The sequence below is a fragment of the Pseudomonas putida genome (genome assembly GCF_028682475.1).
In the GTDB taxonomy this organism is placed as follows: domain Bacteria; phylum Pseudomonadota; class Gammaproteobacteria; order Pseudomonadales; family Pseudomonadaceae; genus Aquipseudomonas; species Aquipseudomonas putida_AG.
This window is the reverse complement of record NZ_JANHLE010000036.1, coordinates 1-22,502: the sequence shown is the minus strand read 5'-3', so window position 1 is coordinate 22,502 and position 22,502 is coordinate 1. Positions and strand designations below refer to the sequence as shown.

Below are 22,502 nucleotides of genomic sequence, written 5' to 3'. Positions count from 1 at the left end.
TTTAAGGCCTCACCGCAGTCGGTACAGCGGCCAGCGGTTGCTCGTCGTCGACCTCGATCGGGCGATTGAGGTTGCGGATCTGCATGCTGGTTTCGGTGCCGGACGGGAACTCCATGTCCGACGGGCTCTGGTACGGCAGGTTGCGCACGATGCGCGGGGTGATCGACAGCACCAGCTCCGACTGGCTCTTGTCATTGCGGTTGCTGCCGAACAGCCGGCCCAGGCCGGGAATGTCGCCAAGCAGCGGAATCTTGTTGCCGCTGGCACCGTCGTCATTGCGCACCAGCCCCGCCAGCACCTGGGTCTCGCCGTCATGCAGACGCAGGCTGGTCTGGGCGTTGCGGGTGTCGACCTGAACCGGAATGGTGCCCTGGCGAGTCGGTTCCAGCGGCTTGGCGTTGCTGACTTCCAGCGACACCTTGATCGCCACTTCGTTGTTCAGGTGCACCACCGGGGTGACTTCGAGTTTGAGACCGACATCCAGGTAGGTGATGCTCTCGGTGATCACCGGTCCTTGCGTCGAAGGCACCGACGTAGCGCTGACAATTGGCACCCGCTGACCGATGTGGATGCGCGCCTGCTCGCGGTTGCTGACGCGGATCACCGGGCTGGCCAGGGTGTTGATGTCATTGTCCTGGGCGTTGATCTTGGCCTGCGGCGACGGCGAGATGGTGATCCGCGAGGAGTCGATACCGCGCAACTGATCGAGGGTTTCCACTGACTTGCCGTCTTCGTTGAGCACCCCGAAGGTATTGGGCCACTGCAGGCCGAGCTCGAGGATCCGCGAGCGGGCCACCTCCATCACTTCCACTTCCAGCACCACTTCCGGGTTGGACTGATCCTGCGACTGCAGCAGTTTCTCGGCCATGCGCACGGCGTCGGGAGTGTCGCGCATGGTCAGGGTGTTGAGACGTTCATCGACGAACACATCACGGGTCTTGAGCATGGTCTTGACCATGTTCAGCGCGGTGTTGGAGTCGATGCTGGTCAGGTAGAAGGTGCGCATCACCAGTTCCTGGTAATCCTTGGTCTTCTGCGGCGAGTCCGGGTAGATGAGCAAGGTGTTGTCGTTCACCACTTTCTGGTGCAACTGGTTCTGCTCCAGCAGCAGGGCGATGGCGTCTTCGATGCGCACATCGCGCACGAAGATGGTGGCCTTCATGTCCGGGCGCATGTCCTTGTCGAAGATGAAGTTGAGCCCGGCCACCTGCGACAGCACTTCGAAAATGGTTTTCAGGTTGGCGTCGCGAAACTCCAGGGTCACCGGGCGCTCCATCTTGGTCCGCAGTTGCGGATTGGGCTGCGCGGTGCGGCTTTGTACCAGTTCGATGTCCTTGCGCAGGGCCAGGCCATCCTGGTTCTGCGGATCAAGCAGGAGGACTTCGCGCATGTGCCGCTCGGCACCGAACAGATCGCCCTGGCGCAACGCCGCCTGCCCGAGGGCCACGCGCTCACCGATGTTGTCGATCTGCTCGATCTGGCGTACCCCTTCCTGGGCCCGGCGGTTGTTTGGCTCCAGGCTCAGCACCCGTCCGTAGCCCATGCGTGCCCCGGCAAAATCATGGCGGCTGCGGTCGCTGTCGGCCTGGGTCAGCAAGGCTTCAACCGACTGACGACGGCCCTGGATCACGGCAATGTTCAGCTCGGTGTCGCGCGGGTTCTCCTTGAGTGCCTCTTCCATCATGGCAACGCCGGCTTCGTATTGCCCTTCAGCGATCAACGCCTGGCCATCCTTGCGCACGCCACTGGTGCCGCAGCCGGCCAGGGCAACGCAAAGTGCAAGCATCAGGTATGGCGCCTTGTTGCAGTGCCTGGACGAAATCATGGTGCGCTCCCTACAGACAAAGTCTGGGACAAGTGCAACGGCAGGTAGACCATGCTCAGCTCCGTGGCGGAGATGTGCTCGATCCGGTAAATGTCATCAATCACGTCGCCGCGGCGCACGACGTAGAGTTTCTCGCCGCTTTGCAGAAACACTTGCTGATCGTCGCGGTCATCCAGACGGCCAACAAACTGGAAGGGCAACGCCGGTGCCGCTGGCGGCAAGGCCACTGGCGCGACGGCAACCGGTTGTTCGGTGACCGTGGCCATCTGCGCCACCGGCTTCCAGCTCTTGCTCGGGAACAGGTCCTGCAAGTTCAGATCGGCAGGCCTGGCCCCTTGGGCAGCGGCTTGGCTGGCCGCAACGGCGGCCTTGTCGGCGACGGCAACGGCGGTTTCGCTGTCAGCCGACTCGTCGTCGAAGAAGTATCCCGGCGCCCAGGCCAGTACCGCAGCAGATCCGAGAAAGCCCAGCCAGGCCAGACGGCGTTGAATATTCATCATGACCTCGACAGATAAAGGGTCATACGCAGGCGACCGGTCAGCTCGCTGTCGCCGATCTTCTTGCGCTGCAGGTCGACGTCTTCAAGCACCAGCGCCGGCAACTGGCCGAGCAAGGCGTGGACGAAGCGGCGGATCTGCGGATAGCTGCCACGTACCGGCAGGAGAATCTGGTAGCGCGCCAGCTGGGTCTTCGGATCGACGCCCAGAGCGTACTCACCGCGCGCCAGGCTGATGCGCTCGGCTTTGGCCAGGCTGTAGATGCGGTCGATGGCCACAGTGGCCTGAGGCTGGGCCGGCAGCTGTTTGTGAAAGTCTTCCAGTTCATGCTGCGGCACTTGCGGCAGTTTCAGGTCGCCGCGTTTGAGCTGCTGCACCTGTTCCTGAGCCTCGGCGCTGCGCAACTGCTGCTGTTGCAACTGTTGCCATTGCGGCAGTACCACTGCGGCGCCATACAGCAAGGCCAGCACTACCAGGGTGCCGCCTGCCAGGCCAACCACACCCAGCTGCCGGGCACGCTCATGAAGAATCAGGCTATGGATGGGCATTGCCGATCTCCCAGGTGGCGGACAGGTTGAACTGCACCGGATGCTCGGCCTGCTTGGCCATGATTTCGTGATTGAGCAACGACACATCGCGCAGCTCGTCACTTGCTTCCAGGCGTTTGTGGAAGGTCAGCATGGCTTCCAGGTCGCGGGCTTCGGCGCTGATACGGACTTGTCCCTTACGCGCATCTGGGGTCAGGGTCAGCAGTGCCACGTCGTCCTGCGGCAAGGCTTCAAGCATGTCGAACAGACGTTCCCAGGGCCGCTGCAGTTGCTGCGAGACACTGCGCATCTGCGCCAGTTTCTCGGCTTGCTCGCGGCTCTGTGCCGGGGTCAGTGAGGCGACGTGTTCGGGGCGCTTGCCCAGTTGCCGCTCGAACGCCTCCAGTTGGTGCTCAAGCGCCGCCTGCTGCTGGCCGAAACCTTGCGCCAGGACCACGGCGCCCGCCAGCAGGCCGACACCCGCAGCCAGCAGCACCCAGGCCGAGAGCGCGGTGCGCCGCGGCTGAAAGTCCAGCTCCAGGCGGCGCATTTCAGGCCACCGCCCGGGTCATGCGGCACAGCACATCGGCTGTGTCGCCGCCCAGCTCGCACAGGTGCACGCCATCGAGCGCCGGCGGTTGTTCCTGGCGGCCTGGCGCATGCAGGAACACCGGCAGCTCGCGGTCCTGGGCATTGAGCTCGCACTGGCGGGCAATCAATGCTTGCAGGGCCGCGTCACTGTCACTGCCGCCCTGGGCACTGACTTGCCGCCAGACGCCGTTTTGCGCCAGCAGGCAGACTGTGCGCTGGGGTTCGGCGAGTACGAAGAGAAAGTCACTCTGCCCCAGTTGTTCGGCAAAGCGGTTGTAGGCCGCCATCAGATACGGCCGGACCGAGCGCAGGCGCAAACCGAGGTCACGGCAGTGCTCATGCAGCCGCTGCAGCAACGCTTCCGGCACCGCCGTGGCGATGCGTGCCAGCCCTGCTGCCTCCGGCGAAACCACCAGGCGCCAGCCGTCCAGGCTCTGCCCGTAATGGGCTTCGAAGCACGCCCGGGCATACTGTTGCAGCTCATCAGGACGGCTGATGGCCGCGCTCCAGGGGACCAGGCAGAAGCGGCAATATTGCGCCGACAGCAACAACTGCAGTTCGGCGCCCTTGCAGGACTGTTCAGCCAGCAGGCGGTGCAGCGTGTCCAGGGCCAGGTGGGCGGCCTGGCTGCGCTCGGCGATAAAGCCCAGGCTGCCCAGCCAGTGTTGTTCCGATCCCAGGCGTTGGCACAGGCCGACTCCCTGGGCGCCGAGCACGGCGATAAAACGATCAGGCGACAAATGTGACACGATTGATCTCCTCCAGAGTGGTCCGGCCATCGCGCACCAGTTCCAGTGCCGAGCTGCGCAGCAAGCGCAAGCCGCGTTGACAGGCCAGGGTCCTGATCTGTGCCAGGGGCCGACGTTCAACAATCATTTGCCGCAGTTCATCGTCCAGGTGCAGCAGCTCGGCAATCGCCGTACGTCCGCGATAACCGCTGCCGCGGCACTGGCCGCAACCGCTGCCGTGCACGAACCGGTAGTGGCCCACCTGCCCCGCTTCAAGGCCGGAAAGGCTGAGCTCTTCATCGCTGGGCTGGTGAGGGCTGGCGCAGTGCGGGCAGACCAGGCGAATCAGGCGCTGGGCCAGCACCGCGTTGAGGGCGGAAACGAAGCTGTAGGGATCGACCTGCATCTGGCTGAAGCGGCCGATCACATCAAAGACGTTGTTGGCGTGAATGGTGGTGAACACCAGGTGCCCGGTCAGCGCCGATTGCACGGCGATCTGTGCGGTGTCCGGGTCGCGGATCTCGCCGACCATGATCTTGTCAGGGTCATGGCGCAGGATCGAGCGCAGGCCACGGGCGAAGGTCAGGCCCTTTTTCTCGTTGACCGGAATCTGCAGCACCCCTGGCAGCTGGTACTCGACCGGGTCTTCGATGGTGATGATCTTGTCCACGCCGTGGTTGATCTCGCTGATCATGGCGTAGAGGGTGGTGGTCTTGCCGCTGCCGGTGGGGCCGGTGACCAGGATCATGCCGTAGGGCTCGTTGGCCAGACGGCGCAGGCTGCGCAGGGTCTGGTCTTCAAAGCCCAGCGCTTGCAGCTGGACACCGCTGACGCGATCGGCCAGGTCCTGTTTGTCGAGCACCCGCAGCACCGCGTCTTCACCGAAAATGCTTGGCATGATCGACACGCGAAAGTCGATCTGACGGGCGCTGATTCCGATCTTGAAGCGACCGTCCTGAGGCACGCGCTTTTCGCCGATGTCCAGTTCGGCCATGACCTTGATCCGCGAGATCACCTGTTCGGCGAACTCGCTGCCGCTGACCTTGCTGATGCTGTTGAGCACACCATCGATGCGGTATTTGATCACCAGGCCAGTGCCGGTCACCCCCAGGTGAATGTCGCTGGCGTGCATCTTCAGGGCGTCATAGAGGGTCGAGTTGACCAGTTTGACCACCCGGCTCTGGTCTTCGCTGATACTGGCCAGCGACAGGCTTTGCAGGGTGTCGAGTTCGTTGACGGCCTCGCTTTCGGTGTCCAGCGAGTCGACGGCGTGAAAGCTTTCTTCGTGGCGGGCCAGGAAACCGGCAAGGTCGGCGGCCTCGACCAGGTACAGCGGCGCACCTTGCAGGCACTCATCGATCCAGGCCAGACGCGCGGTGTCGAAGGGGTCGGCGAACACGCCCAGGGCCTGGCCGTCATGTTCGAGAAAGAGGAATTCGCGCTTCAGGCATTGAGCCAGGCTGACCCGGTCGAACAGCGGTGTGGCGGTAAACAGCGCCTGGCTGTCCAGTACCGGATAATGCAGGGTGGCGCCCAGACGGCTGACAAACTCGGCAGGGTTCAGGCCACTCAAACGTTGCAGGGTATCGAGCAGGCGTTCTGCGCTCTGTTCAGCGGTGGCGCGTGCCTGGGCCAGCAATTCACGCCCGAGGACTGCGGGGGCGCATGCCTGGGTGGAGACAACAGCGAGCGACACGGTTTCCATGACTTGCACTCCAGCGCGGGGCGCGGCAAGCCATGTTCAGGTTTGCTCGCGCGTTATTCCCCGGTGAGCAGCTGGTCGTCGTCTGGTTCCGCTTGCCTGTCGCCTTTACGTCGGCGATCTGCCAGCACCCAACTACCGTCGAACAACTGCAGGGGGAAACTCTCACTCCTGCTCTGGCGCCGTTCGACGAACCCTGTGTCCGCGTTGCCCTCGCTCCCGTCCTCTCGCTTGATGCCCATCAGGTCGTTGACTGCGCGGGCCAGTTCCGCCAGCGGAAAAGGCTTGAACAGGATATGACTGACGCCCAGCTGGGTAGCACGCTCACGGACCTCGGCGGTCGGATGGGCAGTGATCAGCACGAAATGACAGTTCCTGTTCTTGCGCACAGCCTCCAGTACCTGAAACCCCTCCATGTCGGGCAAGCGATAATCGAGCACTATCACGTCGGGCTGGGTGCGCTCGGCTTCACCGATGGCACTGGCTCCGTCGTAGGCAACATGGACGTTCAGGCCTTGCGCATCCAGGTAAGCCTGGATATTGCCCGCAAGGGTCTGTTCGTCATCGACTACCAATACTGTGTTAACCAAGATCGACTCCTTCAAGCACCACAGGCCCGGTTTCCCGGTCTGGCGAAGTGCGACCTTGTACAGGCTTACGCATGCTTCGTGCCAGACCAGAGACACCGCTTATCAATGTGCTATGTCGTTGATTCTTTAAGAGTAGACGCAAATGGGCCAAGGCCCGTCCCCCAATCCTGGGGGCCGGCTGGCGTTTTGCCTCCACTGGTATCCCCAACATTGGGGGTCGGATGAGCCGTCAGTCAAGTCGCTGCACCTGCCCGGCGTCACGCAGACGCTGTAGCAAGGCATGACGCGCTTGCGACTGTTGTTGATCGATCAGTACACGTTTTGCCAGTTCCAGCCCCTGCTCATCTTCGACAGAAGTGCTAGCACTTTGGTTCTGTGGCTGTTGAAAAGAATTCGCATTTGCCAGGTAAAAAGCGCGGACCTCGGGCGCAGCAGGCTCCGGCACCTGAGAGGCCTGCATGAAGACCTGCTGTGCGGCCAGCTCATGGCGGGTGTAGTCGGCAAAACTAGTGCTGTCGAAACCGGCATCGGCCAGACGCTGCTCAAAACTTTTGCCGGTGCCCAGTGCCTGACGCAGTTGTTCGATCTGCGTGTCCACCTCACTGTCGCTGATCTCGATGCCCTGGCGCTGGGCTTCCTGCCAGAGCAGTTCCTTGTCGATCAGGTCATTGAGTGCCTGCTCACGCAAGCGCTTGTACACGCTCGGGTTGCGAATGCTGGTCAGGGCCCGGCCCTGGGCTTGCAGGTAGTCGGCAAAGTAATGTTCCAGGCGCATCTGGCTGATCGCCACGCCGTTGACCTGGGCGGCGGGTAATCCCTCCTGGGCCTGCACCTGCAGCGCTACCAGGCATAACAACAGCGTGAGCAGTTTCATGGCGCGTTCACCTCCGCGACAGGACGATAGGCCGCCACCGGATAAAACACCGGGCCGGGCATTTCCAGGGTCACCACATGCGCCCCGGCCAGCCCCTGACGGCGGCCCGGGCCAAAGCTCAGTGGCGGCGTCAGGCCAGTCTGGACATCGTGCAGGCCCTCCAGCGCCTGGATCAGTTTTTCGCGGCTGGCATCACGCCCGACGCGCTTGAGCGCGTCACCGAGCAGTTGCACGGCACACCAGGTGCTGACCTGCAACACGCCCTGACGACCGTCCAGCCCCTGGCGCTGGCGCATGTCGCTCAGCGCCTGGCGCCCCGTTGGCGTCCAGTCATCGGGGACGAAGGGATACGCCAGGAACACCCGCCGCGACCAGGCATCAGGCACTTGCGGTAACTGGCTGGAGACCTGATTGGCGGCGGCAAACAGGTAGGGCGTGCGACCGACCTGTTGCAGCTGTGTGGTCAGGCGGGCGAAATCTTCGCCCTGGCCAAGAAAGAACAGCGCCTGCCCTTCCGGCGCCTGTTCGCTCAGCGGCTGGGCCTTGACGTCGCTCCAGCCACGATGTTGCAGTTGCTGTTCAAGGTGAGCGGCCAGGCTCGCCTGGGCCGGGTCAGTGTAGATAATCCGCGTACCGGCCTGCCGCAGCGCCAGATTGACCTGGGCATAGTCGGCCAGGCTCAGCAACTGCTCATCCAGCCCGGGTAACGGGTCAAAGATCTGCGTGCTGCGGGTCAGCAACGGCGCCGTGCCAATCATCGGGACCCGCGCCTGCTCCAGGCGAACGGCCAGGGTCGCATCCAGGGCCGGCGCCAGCGGCGAAATCAACGCGAACACCTGCGCCTGCTCAAGCAACTGGCTGAGCGCCTGTTCGGCGCTGGCCGGATCGGGCCCGGGATCGACATTGATCAACTGCAACTGACGGCCATGAATGCCGCCTTGGCGGTTAAGTTGTTCGATGCGGTCCTCCAGCACCGCCGCTACCACCCGTGCCGACCCCGCCAGCGGGCCCTCAGTGGGCAACAAGGTACCCAGGCGCAGCGTCTGCTCCTCCACGCCTGGATCGCGGTCATCGGCCAGACGCTTGAGGTACGCCGTGAGGTTACGCTGGTCAGCCGTGCTCAAGACGAAGCGCGGCATCGCCGGATCCAGGCGATTGCCCGCCGGGTCGCGGCCTTGCTGAATCGCTCGCGCCAGGCTGGACTCGGTGTAGGCCGGGTAGGTCCGGCCATTGCTGCTGCGTAATCCCTGCCCGAGCGCCAGACGTTGCCAGCTCAGCAGTGGTGGCCGTACACCGCCCTCGGCGCGCCCTAGCCCGTCGGCACCGTGACAACTGCCACAGGGCACAACGCTGGCCGGCACCAGCATGTCGGCGGCACCGACCCGCGCCGACACCTGCGCATCGCTGCTCGACAGGCCTTCGCGGTACAAACGTTTGCCTGCCAGTTCCGCCGGTGTCAGGTCCAGGGCCAGGGCAACGCTGCTGGCGATCAGCATCAGCAGCAGGGTCCCGGTACGCAGCGCCATGGTCATGATGTTCAACGTCCGGCCAGCGGTTGCGAGAGCAGTTGCAGGCGCTGGGCAATGGCCACGGGCGGTGCGTCGGGGCGGATCTTGCTCCAGCGTTTGTTGGCCACATCGCCAGCGATCAGCTGGGTCGAATGTTGCTCGGGGCTGGGGATCAGGTGTCCAAGGCGCATCAGCACCAGGTCCATCTGCGCCTTGTCACCGGTCAGGAACAACCAGTTGGGGCCGTCAACACCCTGCTTTTCGGCGAATGCCTTGAGCACCTCCGGGGTGTCGTTGGTGGGGTCACTGCTCAAGGAGATGAACGTCACCTTGCTGGCCGCCTCCTCGCCCAGCGCTTCGCGCACCTCGCGCAACTTGCGGGTGATCAACGGGCAGGCATCGTTGCAGTGGGTGAAGATGACATTGAGCAGCACCACCCGGTCCTTCAGCACATCAGAGTAAAAGCGCAGGCTACGGCCGTTCTGGTCCTGTACCAGGCTGTCGGTGAAGTAGGTCTGGGCGTCATGGGTGCCAGCGGTCGGCGTGACGGCACTGGGGCTGGGGCTCGCCGCGGGCGCATGCCCTTCATGGGCAAACGCCACCGAACTCAGGATCCACAGGCAGGCGACCAGGGCCAGCCAGTCGGCCGTGCGCATGACCGCTCGGCCCGAAGTTGCGGCGCTCATGGCAGCACCTCCTGGGCGATAGCGGTGTGCTTGGCATGCACACGACGGGCACTGAGACGATCGATTTCACTGACCAGCAGCGCCGGATCGGTAAAGCCGTAGAACCGCGTCCACTTGCCGCTACGACCGTCGCCGACAAGGATCAGCGGCGGATGCTCGCTGAGGTTGGCGCTGAAACTGCCCAGGCCCTTGAGGGTTTCATTCACCGCATAGGGCGTACCGGTCAGCCAGCTCCAGCCCGGCCCGACCTGGAAGGCCTTGGCGTAGTCCTGCAGGCGCTTGGAGTCGTCGCGTTGCGGGTCAACGCTGATCGATACCAGCTGCACCTCATCGCCGACCCGCCCGCCCAGTTGCTTCTGCACCTTGGCCATGATCGAGGACACCACCGGGCAGACCGTGGTGCAGCTGGTGTAGATAAAGCCCATGACCACCAGGCGGTCAGCCACTAGGTCCTTCTCCAGGCGCACCGGCATGCCGTTCTGGTCCAGCAGCTGGACATCGGCAAAGCGCACCGAGGTCTTTTCCTGATGGGCAGCAGGTGCGGTATGGCCGCTGTGGTCATCATGGCCGCCGTGATCGACACCGCCATGGGCCTGGGCGAAACCACAACCAACGGCCAGCAGGCAGAGGCTGAAAATTCTGCAGCGATCGAGCATTTTCATCGCACACTCCTTGATCCCGAATCGGACGCTTGTTGAGCAGAGGCAGGCAATACCCGCAGGCTGGTGTAGTTTTTCTCGGCAAAAGCACTGCCCAGAGACGGCGCTTGTACATGCAGATACCAGGCACCGGCCTCGGCCAGCTCCAGCGGCGCCTCATAGACCCCATCGCCGACTTCATGCACGCGGCTGTCACGGGCCCGTGATGACGGCGCAAGGAAGTAGCGCACACTCAGGTCCTTGATGCCGTTGCGCGGGCTGCCGTTGCCTTCGACGATGCGAAAGCGCGCGGTAAACGGGCTGCCCTGCACCACCACCTTCGGTTCCAGCATGAACTCCACCTGCGGTAACTGCCGGTGCGGTGCAGTGGCCGAAGCGGCCACCTCGGTGCTGAAGCAGTGAATGATCTGCGGCTGGTTGAGCAGGAAGGCGACATCGAAGGTGCCGGCAGCCGGCAGTTTGATGGTCGAGCTGTAGACCCCCGGCGCCACTTCGCGCAGGCTGCGGTCGACCACCAGCGCCGCGCGGGCGTTGTGGCCGCGGTTGGCGTAACCGGACATCGGTGCGTTCATGCCTTCGGCATAGAAGTAGGTGGTGTTGTCCACCGGGTTGACCACGAACACCGAGTTCTCATCCCGGGCCACGGTCAGGCCCTGGGCCAGCGGCAGGTCACCGGCCTGGCGCGGCGCGGCTGCCCCGGCTTCGAAGCCCTGGACGATCGGCTGGCGGCCCTCGCCGAGGCTGCTCAGGTTGACCATGGTGACCTTCGGCGAAGCCAGGCCACGGATGTAGGCATAGGCCTTGGTGAAGGTCAGCTGGTAGGGTTCGGCGGCCACCGGCAGGCTGTGGATCAGCCGGTCGGTACTGGCGTCGATCACCAGCGCCTGGCTTTCCAGGGTGTTGAGGACAATGCCGAAGCGCCCGTCGCTGCTGAAGCGCATCGGCCCCAGGCCTTGTTTGCCCTCGATCCGGTGACGCAGCTCATGGCTGCGGGCATCGATCACACTGATGCTGCCGTCGCGGCCATCGGCCACATAGACCGCCTGCGACAGCGCCGAATAGGCCACCGACAAGGGATGCGAGCCGACCTTGAGGGTTTTCACCAGGCGCATCTCGCTGGCATCGATCACACTCAGGGTGCCGCTGTCGCGGTTGCTGACAAAGGCATAACGCGAGTCGGCACTGAAGGCGATTTCGTGATGACCGCTACCGGTGGCAAAGAACTTCATGGCTTTGCGGCTGCCGACATCAATCACCGTGACGCCACTGTATGCTGGATCGCTGGCATTGTTGCCGACCCACAGCAGGCGCTGGTCGGGTTGCAGGGCAACCCGCAGCGGCTGTTTGCCAGCCGCGATATTGCCCACGCGCTGGAAGGTCTCGGTGTCGATCAACGCCACTTCACCGCGCTCCGGCATCGACACGAACACCTGTTTGTCGTCGTTGCTGGCCGCCCAGTCCATGGGCACGCCCGGCAGTTCGATGCGCGCCAGGGTGCTGGTGACCCCGCCGACCGAGACCGACGGATCGATCACGGTCAGGCTGGCGTCCTTGTTCAGCACCAGTAAAAAGTAGCTGTTGAGGTCCAGCAACGGCCGCGCGCCGATACTGCTTTTGAGAAACAGCGCCACCCGCGCCTTGCAGCTTTTGCTGCGGTCCTTGGCGGCGTCGCCGGTCAGCGCCGGGTCCAGCCAGGCACCAGGGGATACGCCCGACAGCGGCTGGCCGCTGTTCTGGTCGGTGACTTTGAAACGCACACTGGCAAATGCCCCCTCCGTCAGTACCTCATCGCTGCCCAATGGCCGGGCTTCAAACTCGACGGTGACCCCGTCGCGGCTGAGCCGGTGCAGCGCCTGCGGATCGCTCTCGGCCGGGCTGCTCAAGTCGCTGCGCGGGTCGCACCACAAGCTCTCGTAGCTGACCCCCAGACCGATCAGGGTCAAGCCGGCCATCAGGCCCAGGTACAACGGTCGATTTTTCTTATTCATGACCTCTCCCCCTTTCCCTTACTGCGCCGGCGCTGTAGTCGGTGGTGCCTCTTCGCTGACCCGTAGCAGCCCCCACAGTCCCGAGGCGTTGCCGTAGGCAGCATAGTCGCGGAACAGGTAGTCACCGGGTACGGCGTTGCTGCCCCCGGCACTGGGCACCATGAAGCTGAAGTGCGCAGCGGGCAGTACGCTTTCCTGGGCGCCGATGAACATCGCCTGCGGGTTGAAGCCGAAGCGCACCGAGCCAATACCTGGCAAGTTCAAAGGGTAGCCGCTGGCATCGGACTTCTCAGCCTGGTAGTTGTGCAGCGGCCACAGGTGGCCATCGAGCTGATAAGTAACGCCGCGGCTGCCGCCGGTGGGCATCAGCACATGGTTGCGGAACGGCTGACCAGGCTTGGCCCACAGCACCGGGGTTTGCGGGTCGCCGCCGACCAGGGCATTGCTGTAAGCCATGTGGGCGTTGGGTACATCCGCCCAGCCGTTGCCATCGGCATGCCCGAACGGCGCATCCGGGGCCAGGCCGAAGCGGAACCACAGCGGCTCGGTCTTGTAGTTGATGGCCATGTTGGAGTTGTCTTGCGGGTCTCCCGCCACGCCATTGCCTTCAGTGGCCATGCCTTCCACCGGCCGACCATCCGCCCAGCGCATGTTCAGCGAGCGCTGCCAAAGCGTGGCGAAGTCGCGGTAGGCCGGCTGCCCGGGTACTTGCACGGTAGCCGAGGCGCGGCTGGCGCTGTCTTCGGTCCAGGTCGCGGTCTGCGGCAGGATGCTCATGCCACCGATCAGCCCCTTCTGCCCCTGCTTGATGACGTCGGCCGGGGTGATGTTGAGGCCGCCGAATTCGATGGCCGTGGTGTTGATGTTGTCCACCGAACGCCCCATCTGCATCACCGGTTTGCCTTCACGCTCCAGGTGCCCGGCGTAGTACTGGAACACTTTGCTCGGGTAGGCACCGCTGCTGCCGGTACGTGGCGGTACGGTCTGCACCGGGTTCTGACCGACGTTGACGCCGTCCGACTTGGTGATGTCATAGGCCAGCAGTTGCGTGTGCAGGCCGACATGGCTGGACGGACGCATCAGGTTGTTGTTGAAGGCGGTCGAGCCTTCGCTGCCCTGACGGTCACGCTTGACCACGTTATGCATCACCGCAGTGCTGGGCAGGTCCGGCATCACCATTGGCAGGCGGTTTTCCAGGGTGACTTTCAGGCACTCGCCGGCAGCGGCACGCAGCACCAGCGGCTCGATCGGTACACCCGCTTTGAGCTTGCCGGTGATCGGGTCGAGGTCGGCTTTGCGCACATAGAGGATCGCGGTCGGGTCATGCAGCGGACCACTGTGGCCACCGATGGTGAAGGTTTCGCCATCTTCGGGGTCGGTCACCGTCACCTGCGGGATGCTGGTGCGCCGGCTGTTGTAGACCAGGGTGCCGCCATTGGCCTTCAGCGGGCCGCCGACGTGCTGGCCGACGCCACTGGGGTCATTGATGCTCACCGCAAGCGGATTGCCGAGGATGTCGTTGGCCAGGGCCGCGACGATTTCATAGCTGCGTTGCACGGTTGGCCGGGTACCTATGCCGTTGGCATTGGTGGTGTAGCGCGGGCAGATGCCGTCAAACGCCACGGTGTTGCGCGCGGCCATTGGCTGCGGGTTGTTCGGCAAGGCGAACAGATCGCTGCGGCTGGTGGTGTAGTTGCGCATCACCCCCCAGATACCGTTCCAGTAGCCTTCGTGGGCGGCATCGAGCGAGTACAGGTAATCACCGTTGGGCGACGCTGAACTGGAGATCATCGACACCGGTGCCATGAAGCCCAGCTGTTCGGAGATACCCACCATCTGCGAGGACTTCCACCCCGAGTTGGAGCTGTTGCCGAAGCCCGAGCCGCTCTGTAGCCACTTGACGCCATGCAGGGTCACGTTGTGTTCCTCTTCATGACCACCGGCATGCATGCGCAAGCGCACGTTGTCACCGGAGTAGGTGCGCAGCATCGGCGTGAACGGATCACCCGGTTCGGCGCCGGCCTTGTTGATGTGCGGCGGGAACAGCGTAGTGCCACCGGTGGGACCGACTGCCGAAGTGATCTCTGCCGGCGACAGGTTCATCGCCGGGATGGCACGGTCGGTACGGCTCTGCATGGCGAACGCCAGGTCACCACCGAGGCCGTCGGCCTGCATGCCGCGCTTGCCGTCCGGTGCAACCTTGTAGGGGTCGTAGACGCGCAGGCCCAACGGCTCGTTACGGTAGTTGACGACGAACATGCCCGGGTCATCCACCGAGATCGCTTGCGGGCAAGGCCGCGACGGGCAGCCCGGGAACAGGCCACCGCGGGACTCGACCACCGCCTCCAGCAAGTTGGATGCCTTCTGCCGCACCGGCGGGTTGATCGCGTAGCGGAAGGTATCGGCGGTTGCCGGGAACGCCTGGCTATTGGGAATACCGTCAGGACCGGCACCGACATACACCCCGGCCTCGTAGGCATGCTGGAAGTCGCTGTACTCCAGGAAGAACTCACGGTAGCTGTCGTTGCGACCGTCGCCGTCATGGTCGCCGGTCTTCACCACGGCTTGCCACGAAGTCGGCCCGCCGTCTTCGCGCAGCGCCGGGTTGTACAGCTGCTCGCCGGTTTCGGCGTGGAACCAGGTCGAACCGGCAGGCTCGGCCAGAACCGTGGCATACAGGCCCAGTTGCTGGTGCGTCGATGGGCCGAGGTGGTCGTGGGTGAAAATGGTCCCCAGGCCACGGTCGACGTTGTGCACATTGACCACCGGGTCGGCGAACCAGCGCTGCATGGCGGTACGCGCGCCCATCCAGTCGGCGCGCCCGTAGCGGCCGAAGAACGGATGCGCCTTGGCCACCGGGCACTCGGCGCTGCCTTCACGCGGGTCACTGCTGGTGCATTTGTTGTACTCGCGAATGGCGTGGATGCGTTCAACCACGGTGCCGGGCGAGAGGATGCCGTCTTCGTAGTTCCAGCCGTTGGCCGAACCATCGGCTGCAGTCAGGTCCCATTTCGGCAGGTGGATGTGCTGACCGATGACGTCGGTCGGAGTGCGCACCTGATAGTCGTCCATCTCGTAGAACGACGGAATCAGGTTGGTGTGCTGGTACATCACGCAGTCGAAGGTATTGATGCGCATCACCAGCGGTTCTGGCGGACGCTGTTTGTTGATCACCGGCCAGGCGTCTTCCCAGAGCGAGATGATGCGCGCCTGCGGGAAGTGGTAGCCAACCTTGTTGTACACCGCGTCGAACTGGATATTGGCGCCTTTGTAGATGCGCGGACGGTCGGCGGTAAAGGTCGAGGAGCCGGTGAAGCTCATGCCATCCAGGCGCTCGCCGCTGTTGAACTCGCCGACACCGGCGCCCTGGGTCAGGCGCTTGGCGCGGTCGTCCATGCACGGCTCGAAGAACGGTGCGCCGGCAGTAGGCGCCGCGCCATTGGTGCGGAAGTTGCGCGCTACGGTCTGGTTACCCGGCAATACCGCATAGCTGGGGTGTTCGAGCTTGGAATGGAAGCGCATCGCGGCCTGTTCGACATCCGTGCCCTCTTCCGGCAGGAACACTGCTTTGGCCTTGGTGATCTGTTTGGTGAAGTCCAGCGCGGTGGTGGTCACGTCAACCTCGCCACCGGCCGAAATGCCGTCCAGCGCATGGCGTGGCAAGCCACCGTCCCAACCGCCGACCTGGGCCGGATCAAGGTTGGCCCACAGGGCGTTGCCGGTGCTTTTCAGTTGCTGGGCCTTGGCCGGGTCGAGCATGTCCAGCGGTGGCGTCGGCGGACGTTGCCCCACGGTGCTTTCAATGCCACCAATCCAGAACGGATAGCCAGGGTTTTTCAGGCTGCCATCGGAGTTGCGGTTGGCGTCGGTGCGATCGACCAGGGCCAGCGAACCGACGGCCCGAGGCGCGGCATCGTGATGAGCGGAATCGTCATCGCCTTCTTCGTCGTCATCGTTCGCGGCGACCAGGGGTTCGCCCAGTTTCGGAATCACCGACACCATGCCAGGCATCGGCGCCATGGCCTTGCCGGGTAGCGGGACGATCGCCGGAATCGGCGTCCCGGCGATGATTTCACCGTCTGGCAAGGCGCGCGCACCAGCAGCCGGTTTACCGCTGCGCAGGGCGTAAGGCTCAGTGTGATAACCATCCTCACCCTGGCTGGATACCTCCAGCCGGGTGCCCTCTTCGAACACGTCATGCACCCGCCACATGCTCCACATGCCCTGGGCAAAGTGCGGGTAGAAGTGGCAGTGATAGATCGCGTCGCCCGCTACCCGGTTGCGGTTACCCGAACCGCCGTTGGCGATCTCATAGGTGTAACCGGCACCCGGGCCAATGCCCTGGGCATCGACATAGTCGGAGTTGTCGTCGTTGGGGTTGAACAGCCACTGGTGCCCATGCAGGTGAAAGATGTGCTGTTCATGGCCATTGTGGGTATTGCGGAATTTGACGAAGTCACCGATGTAGCTGTGGTTGACGTTGGCAGGCTCCGCCGGGAACAGGGCCATGCTGGCCTTGACGCCGACCTGATCGGCGCTCGGCGTCTGCCCTGGGCGAATGTTCTCAAGGCCGACGTTGGCTGGCACATCCACCAGCATGGCGACGTCACCGACCGTGTGTGCGCTGAGGAAAAATTCTTCGTAGGCGCATGACAGGCAGTCATGCATCGGCCCCACGCCCAGACGGTTGGCCACCACTTCAGCGCCCATACCCCCTGAGCCGTAGTTGATCATGAACGAGTCGCGGGTCGGTTCCAGCACATGCCCCATTACCGGGTCTGCCCAATAACCGGGGAAGGCCTGGGTGGCGGCCGCCTCATCGGTAAACTGCGCGGCAAAATCGCGGAACGGTTCCAGGCGATTGGGCACTGCCGGGTTGCGCTTGCCGATGCTTTCCAGTGGGTAGGTCGCGGGCGGGAAGCTGCCATCGGCATTCGGGCCCATGACCACGGCATCGGTTTCGCTGTTGATGATCTCGTTGCCATCGACCATGGCAATGATCGGCGAACCGGCCTTGCCTTCGCGGATCCAGGGTTCGCGCTGCGGGTAGCGTGCCTGGTAGTCAACGATGGGCTGACCGGTCGGTGCGCGGCCAGTGGTGGCCAGGCGCATTTCTTCTTCGGTCAGGGTATTGCGGTAGGTACGGGCATTTTTCGGCAGCACCACCACCTGGCCAAACAGACCATTGGAGACGTTGCCGGCACTGCCCTCGCCGCCGAAGGTGGCGCCTTTGCTGGTGGCGGCGAAAGCGCCTTCGCGCTCGGCATACAGGGTGTACGTGCGGGTGCCGCCGGGGGCGACCAGAAAGTTACCGTTACGTCCGGTGTTGGCGGCAATGTCGCCGATGCTGTTGACCGCCTGCATGCCGTTGACCTGAAAGCCGACATGGCGGTCGGTGACCTGCTCATCGGCCACGAAGCCCTCCTCGCCAGCAGCCTCATTACCTTCGGCTTCTTCGGCTTCGTTCTCCTCGCCTTCGTTTTCTTCCTCGTGATCGATGCCGTGCTTGTTCGGGTTGGCCTGGTAGGCCAACAGGTTCTGCAGGTTCACGGTGAGACAGTCACCGGCCGCCACGCGCAGCACAATCGGCCGCGGCCGCTTGTCCGGGCGCAGGGTGACCTTGCCCGGTACTGCTGCGCCACCGTTGTCCAGAGACACCTGATTCACATCGACCACATCGCGGCGCAGGGCGAACATCATGCCGTTGGCATTTTGCGCACCGAGGCGGTTGAACATCAGTGGCTGATCGAGGGCCACCACATTGGCCACCAGATTGCGCTCGCAGCGCACGGCGGCTTCGCTGACGGTTTGCCAGCCCAAGGTGGCGGCGGTGATCAGCAGTGAAGTCAGGACGGAGCCTTTGATCGGAGTCATCGTGGCGTGCCTCTGAGGGTGCAAGTGGACTCTGGAGAGGCTTGAGCAAACCTCGTGCCATTGTTTTTTATTGTTGTTTTTCAGTTACTTAAACTATTGAATGAATCTCAATTGGGGGTTTTTCCCCGCTATTCCCCCTATTCGGGGGTAGGGTCACCAGTGGGAGCGGGCTTGCCCCGCGATTGCGCGCTGTCAGGCACATCGCATCGCGGGGCAAGCCCGCTCCCACTCACAGCGGCGCATCCATGGCCAGACCCTGCAAGCGCCGGTACTGGCGCAACACTTTCGGCACATAACGCTGGGTCTCGGCATAGGGCGGCACCACCCGGCCGCGGCGCATCACCGCATCAGGGCCGGCGTTGTACGCAGCCACGGCGAGGGTGATGTCGTTGTCGAACAGGTTCAGCATGCGTTTGAGGTAGCGCGCCCCACCCTGCAGGTTTGAAGCTGGGTCCAGCGAATTCTTGACCCCCAACTCACGTGCGGTGTCGGGCATCAACTGCATCAGCCCGACTGCGCCACTGGGCGAGCGCGCATTAGGGTTGTAGCGGGACTCGGCCTGGATCACCGCATGCAGCAGTGCCGCCGGCAAGTCGTTGGCTTCGGCCGCAGCAGCCACCAGCTCGGCATAGGGCATGCCGGTGATCAGTTGCGCCTGTCCGCTGCTGGCCAGGCTCACTCCGGGTTCGCTGATCACCCGTTGATAGGTGCGGCCCGGTCGGTGAACGTTGGACAGCACATAGCTGCCGTCGGTCTTGATGGAGATGTACACATCGGCCTGGACCTGGTGGGTCCACGCCAGCCAAACAAAGAGTCCTGCAGTGAGCCAGTGCATCGTCACGCCCTCCCCGTTGCGTTCCCCGAAAAGTGGGGCATATGCCCCGATTGCCGAGGCTTTCAGTCACTGACGCAAGCACTGTGCCGCCTTGCCGGGCCCGTGGCGCAAAGGCTTGACGCAGACGCGCACGGCAATTGCATAAGCCCTGACAGGCGCACTACGGAGGGCCTTGTCATGAACAAAAAAAAGTACGCGCAACAAGGGTTCACCCTGCTCGAACTGCTGGTGGTGTTGGTGGTACTGGGTCTGCTTGCCGGCATCGTCGCCCCCAAGTATTTCAGTCAGTTGGGGCGCTCGGAGGCCAAGGTGGCCAGGGCGCAGATTGAAGGTTTGAGCAAGGCGCTGGACCTGTATCGCCTGGAAGTGGGGCATTACCCCAATTCCGAGCAAGGCCTGCAGGCGCTGGTCACCGCGCCCAGTGATGAGAGCCGCTGGTCGGGCCCTTACCTGCAGAAAAAAGTCCCTCAGGACCCGTGGGGACGCAATTACATCTACCGCCAACCCGGCGAAAACGGCGAGTACGACCTGCTCTCCATGGGCAAGGACGGCCAGCCTGGCGGCGACGGCGAGAACGCCGAGATCACCAGCTGGCAGTAAGCGGAGGATCGACCCATGCGCTACGAGCTCAAGGCATTGGGCAAATCCGGCGTGGTGCTGCTCACGCTGGACGCCCAGGACGCCGGCCAGGCCCGTCTGCAGGCCGAGCAACAAGGCTTGCGGGTGGTCAGCGTGCGTAACTGCGAGCGCTTTGCGAAGTTGCGTTGGCGCCGCGCAGAAACCTTCGACCTGGTGCTGTTCAGCCAGGAGCTGACCACCCTGCTCAACGCCGGCCTGCCGCTGATTGACGCGCTGGAAAGCCTGGCGGAAAAAGAGTCGGCGCCCCAGGCGCGCAAGACCCTCGGCGAGTTGGTACGCCTGCTCTATGAAGGCAAATCCTTCTCTCAGGCCTTGGGCCAGTTGCCCAGCGTGTTCCCGGCGCTGTACATCGCCCTGGTGCAGTCGAGCGAGAAAACCGGCGCGCTGGGGGATGCCCTGGGGCGTTACGTCGCCTACCGCAAGCGCATGGACGAAGTGCGGCAGAAGATTGTCAGCGCCTCGATCTATCCGTTGCTACTGTTGCTGGTCGGCGGTGGCGTGGTGCTGTTTCTGCTCGGCTATGTGGTGCCGCGCTTCAGCCTGGTGTTCGAAGGCCTGGGCACCGAACTGCCGTGGCTGTCGCGCTGGCTGATGCAGGCCGGGATGTTCCTGCATGCCCACCAGGCACCGTTGGGCCTGGGCTTTCTCGGCCTGATGGCAGGTTTGTTCGTACTGCGCCGCGATCCCCGCGTGCGGCGCTGGCTGAACCGCCAGCTGGAGCGCCTGCCGGCGCTGCACCGACGCCTGGTGATGTATGAGCTGGCGCGTTTTTACCGCTCCCTGGGGATCCTGCTGCAAGGCGGCATCCCGATTCTCACCGCCATGGAGATGGCCCGCGGCCTGCTCGGCGTCGCGGCCAAACAACGCCTGGAACATGCCTGTGAACGGGTCCGTGAAGGCCTGTCATTGTCGGCTGCGCTGGAAGCCGGGCAACTGGTGACACCGGTGTCCCTGCGCTTGCTGCGGGCGGGCGAGCAATCGGGCAATCTCGGGCAGATGATGGAGCGCAGCGCCGACTTCTATGACGAAGAAATCAGCCGCTGGATCGAGTGGTTCGTACGCCTGTTCGAACCCTTGTTGATGACCTTTATCGGCCTGTTGATCGGCTTGATCGTGATCCTGATGTACATGCCGATCTTTGAACTGGCCTCCAGCATTCACTAGCGCTCGGCGTGACAATCCGCCCCGCTTGCTGTATAGATTCGGCCACCAAGGGGAGCCCGGCAACGGGCTGAGAAACCGCTAGCAGCTGCAGCGCGGTGACCCTTCGAACCTGATCCGGATCATGCCGGCGAAGGGATGGGGATTGCCTACCTGCCTTTTTGCCGGTCTCACTGCGAGGCCGCCCATGTCTGAGTTACCCGGTCTCGCTGTCGCCATCGTTGAGGACAGCCCGATGACCGAACGCTTCACCGATACCCTTCGCCGCCAGAGCGAGCCAAGCTGGACGCAATCGATCGAACACCGTTTCGTCAACGAACTGCTCGATGGCAGCCTCGACGACGCAGTCCTGATCAATTACCTGATCCAGGATCACCGCTTCATTGATGCCTTCCTGACCTTACTCGGTGCGGCCATTGCCAGTGCCGACACCTTCGAGGCGCGCATCCGCCTGGGGCGTTTCACCGGGGTGATTTCGGGTGAAGAAAACACCTATTTCCTGCGCGCCTTCGAAGCGCTCGGGGTAACTCAGGCGCAGCGCCTTGAAGCACCCGACTCGGTGCCGACCGCAGGTTTCAAGGCGATCATGCGTGAGGCAGCGGCCACCCGTTCCTATGCGGCGGCGCTGGCGGTGCTCAACGTTGCCGAAGGGCTGTACCTGGATTGGGCCCTGCGGGCGCAGAAAAATCTGCCGCCGCGCTTTGAGCATGCGGAGTGGATCACCCTGCACGACAACCAGGACTTCCAGGATTTCGTTGCCTTTCTGCGCGCGGAGCTGGACCGGGTAGGGCCGGCGCAAGCGCAAATCAGTACTGACTTCTTCCTGCGCGCGGTTGCGCTGGAGCACGCCTTTTTCGACGCCGCTTACGATATCAAGGGATAAGCCATGGACATCTTTGACCGCCTGAAACAGGCCGCCGCTACCGACTGGAACAGCTACGTCGACCACGACTTCGTCCGCCAGATGGGCGCCGGCACCCTCGCCCAGCCAGCGTTTCGCAAGTACCTGGTACAGGATTATCTGTTCCTGATCCAGTTCGCCCGTTCGTGGGCGTTGGCCGCCTACAAGAGCCGCACGCTGGCCGATATCCGTGCCGCACAGGCAGGGTTGGCGGCGATTCTCGATGAGACCGAGCTGCATGTGCGCTTGTGCCAGCGTTGGGGGTTGGCGCCCGAAGACCTCGCGGCGACGCCTGAGCATCAGGCTACGGTTGCCTATACGCGCTTTGTGCTGGACTGCGGGGCGGCCGGGGATCTGCTCGATCTGCATGTGGCGTTGGCGCCCTGTGTGATCGGTTATGCCGAGATTGGGCGTAACCTGACGCCACAAGGTGTCGATGCGCTGGAAGATCATCCGTATCGGGACTGGATTGCCGAGTATGCCGGGGCTGGGTATCAGGGGGTGGCCACGGCTGCGAGGGCGCACCTGGATGAGCTGGCTGCTCGGACGATGACCGAGCGGCGCTTCGAGGAGCTGGTCAAGGTGTTTGCCCAGGCTTCGCGGCTGGAAGCGGACTTTTGGCAGATGGGGTTGGATGCGGTTTGAGCTGTGGGTACGGTGGGAGCAACTGTCTTGACCTGATGCTTTGAAAACAGCCTCTACGGTAGGAGCGGGCTTGAGTGACTCGCCAACGCAAGACCAGAAAATACAGATGCAGTTTAGGAAGCGTCTGACATCTATTTTTTGTCGCTCTTGGTAGCGTTTCCGGGTGTTTACGCCCGCTCAAGCGCAATTTCGCTTGGGTGTTGCGTGGTTTCTCTCCCCTCCGTTTAAGGACAAACGCATGTTCGCACCGGCCAATAGCGTGCAGCTCGAAC

At 63.4% G+C, this 22,502-nt stretch carries 18 protein-coding genes and 1 riboswitch; of the genes, 4 read left to right on the top strand and 14 right to left on the bottom strand.

The features are described 5' to 3' along the window. Nucleotide 1: 1 nt before the first annotated feature. The 14 genes from NPS47_RS22570 to NPS47_RS22505 form a co-directional block, all read right to left on the bottom strand. Nucleotides 2-1,825, bottom strand: coding sequence for a secretin N-terminal domain-containing protein (locus tag NPS47_RS22570; protein ID WP_274296972.1), 1,824 nt, complete (start codon nt 1,823-1,825; stop codon nt 2-4). Further along, nucleotides 1,822-2,322, bottom strand: coding sequence for a hypothetical protein (locus tag NPS47_RS22565; protein WP_274296971.1), 501 nt, complete (start codon nt 2,320-2,322; stop codon nt 1,822-1,824). Before NPS47_RS22565 ends, NPS47_RS22570 begins: the two co-directional genes overlap by 4 nt. Then, nucleotides 2,322-2,870, bottom strand: a complete 549-nt coding sequence (gene pilO, locus NPS47_RS22560; RefSeq protein WP_274296970.1) for a type 4a pilus biogenesis protein PilO — start codon at nt 2,868-2,870, stop codon at nt 2,322-2,324. Before pilO ends, NPS47_RS22565 begins: the two co-directional genes overlap by 1 nt. Beyond that, a complete protein-coding gene (locus NPS47_RS22555) occupies nt 2,857-3,399 on the bottom strand; it encodes a PilN domain-containing protein (protein WP_274296969.1) in 543 nt (180 codons plus the stop codon). The genes pilO and NPS47_RS22555 overlap by 14 nt, the downstream gene beginning before the upstream one ends. A gap of 1 nt (nt 3,400) precedes the next feature. Beyond that, nucleotides 3,401-4,189 (bottom strand): hypothetical protein, encoded by a 789-nt coding sequence (locus NPS47_RS22550; RefSeq protein WP_274296968.1) that lies wholly within the window; start codon nt 4,187-4,189, stop codon nt 3,401-3,403. Then, the gene (locus NPS47_RS22545; RefSeq protein WP_274296967.1) at nt 4,170-5,873 is read right to left on the bottom strand and encodes a GspE/PulE family protein; all 1,704 of its coding nucleotides are present in this window, start codon (nt 5,871-5,873) and stop codon (nt 4,170-4,172) included. The genes NPS47_RS22550 and NPS47_RS22545 overlap by 20 nt, the downstream gene beginning before the upstream one ends. A gap of 53 nt (nt 5,874-5,926) precedes the next feature. Then, complete coding sequence (locus tag NPS47_RS22540; protein WP_274296966.1) at nt 5,927-6,460, bottom strand: response regulator; 534 nt, start codon at nt 6,458-6,460, stop codon at nt 5,927-5,929. Nucleotides 6,461-6,689: 229 nt separating this feature from the next. Beyond that, on the bottom strand, nt 6,690-7,334 hold the full coding sequence (locus NPS47_RS22535) for a SurA N-terminal domain-containing protein (protein WP_274296965.1): 645 nt from the start codon (nt 7,332-7,334) through the stop codon (nt 6,690-6,692). After that, nucleotides 7,331-8,866 carry an ABC transporter substrate-binding protein gene (locus NPS47_RS22530; RefSeq protein WP_274296964.1) on the bottom strand — a complete coding sequence of 512 codons (1,536 nt, stop codon included), beginning with the start codon at nt 8,864-8,866 and terminating at the stop codon, nt 7,331-7,333. The genes NPS47_RS22535 and NPS47_RS22530 overlap by 4 nt, the downstream gene beginning before the upstream one ends. Before the next feature lie 5 nt (nt 8,867-8,871). After that, a complete protein-coding gene (locus NPS47_RS22525; RefSeq protein WP_274296963.1) occupies nt 8,872-9,528 on the bottom strand; it encodes an SCO family protein in 657 nt (218 codons plus the stop codon). Then, nucleotides 9,525-10,184 carry an SCO family protein gene (locus NPS47_RS22520; protein WP_274297003.1) on the bottom strand — a complete coding sequence of 220 codons (660 nt, stop codon included), beginning with the start codon at nt 10,182-10,184 and terminating at the stop codon, nt 9,525-9,527. Before NPS47_RS22520 ends, NPS47_RS22525 begins: the two co-directional genes overlap by 4 nt. Nucleotides 10,185-10,186: 2 nt before the next feature. After that, complete coding sequence (locus NPS47_RS22515) at nt 10,187-12,175, bottom strand: cytochrome D1 domain-containing protein (RefSeq protein ID WP_274296962.1); 1,989 nt, start codon at nt 12,173-12,175, stop codon at nt 10,187-10,189. Nucleotides 12,176-12,193: 18 nt separating this feature from the next. Beyond that, a complete protein-coding gene (gene mnxG / locus NPS47_RS22510) occupies nt 12,194-18,049 on the bottom strand; it encodes a manganese-oxidizing multicopper oxidase MnxG (protein ID WP_274296961.1) in 5,856 nt (1,951 codons plus the stop codon). A 229-nt stretch (nt 18,050-18,278) separates the two neighbouring features. Beyond that, the gene (locus NPS47_RS22505; protein WP_274296960.1) at nt 18,279-18,884 is read right to left on the bottom strand and encodes a lytic transglycosylase domain-containing protein; all 606 of its coding nucleotides are present in this window, start codon (nt 18,882-18,884) and stop codon (nt 18,279-18,281) included. A gap of 177 nt (nt 18,885-19,061) precedes the next feature. Here NPS47_RS22505 and gspG point away from each other — a divergent pair, with 177 nt between their 5' ends. The 4 genes from gspG (at nt 19,062) to tenA (ending at nt 22,230) form a co-directional block, all read left to right on the top strand. Further along, nucleotides 19,062-19,484, top strand: a complete 423-nt coding sequence (gspG, locus tag NPS47_RS22500) for a type II secretion system major pseudopilin GspG (RefSeq protein ID WP_274296959.1) — start codon at nt 19,062-19,064, stop codon at nt 19,482-19,484. Between the two features lie 15 nt (nt 19,485-19,499). Beyond that, complete coding sequence (locus NPS47_RS22495; RefSeq protein WP_274296958.1) at nt 19,500-20,687, top strand: type II secretion system F family protein; 1,188 nt, start codon at nt 19,500-19,502, stop codon at nt 20,685-20,687. A gap of 38 nt (nt 20,688-20,725) precedes the next feature. Beyond that, a riboswitch (TPP riboswitch) is annotated at nt 20,726-20,840 on the top strand. Nucleotides 20,841-20,919: 79 nt separating this feature from the next. Further along, on the top strand, nt 20,920-21,567 hold the full coding sequence (locus NPS47_RS22490) for a TenA family protein (protein WP_274297002.1): 648 nt from the start codon (nt 20,920-20,922) through the stop codon (nt 21,565-21,567). A gap of 3 nt (nt 21,568-21,570) precedes the next feature. Continuing rightward, entirely contained in the window at nt 21,571-22,230 is a 660-nt protein-coding gene (gene tenA / locus NPS47_RS22485) for a thiaminase II (RefSeq protein WP_274296957.1), read from the top strand. Nucleotides 22,231-22,502 lie beyond the last annotated feature (272 nt).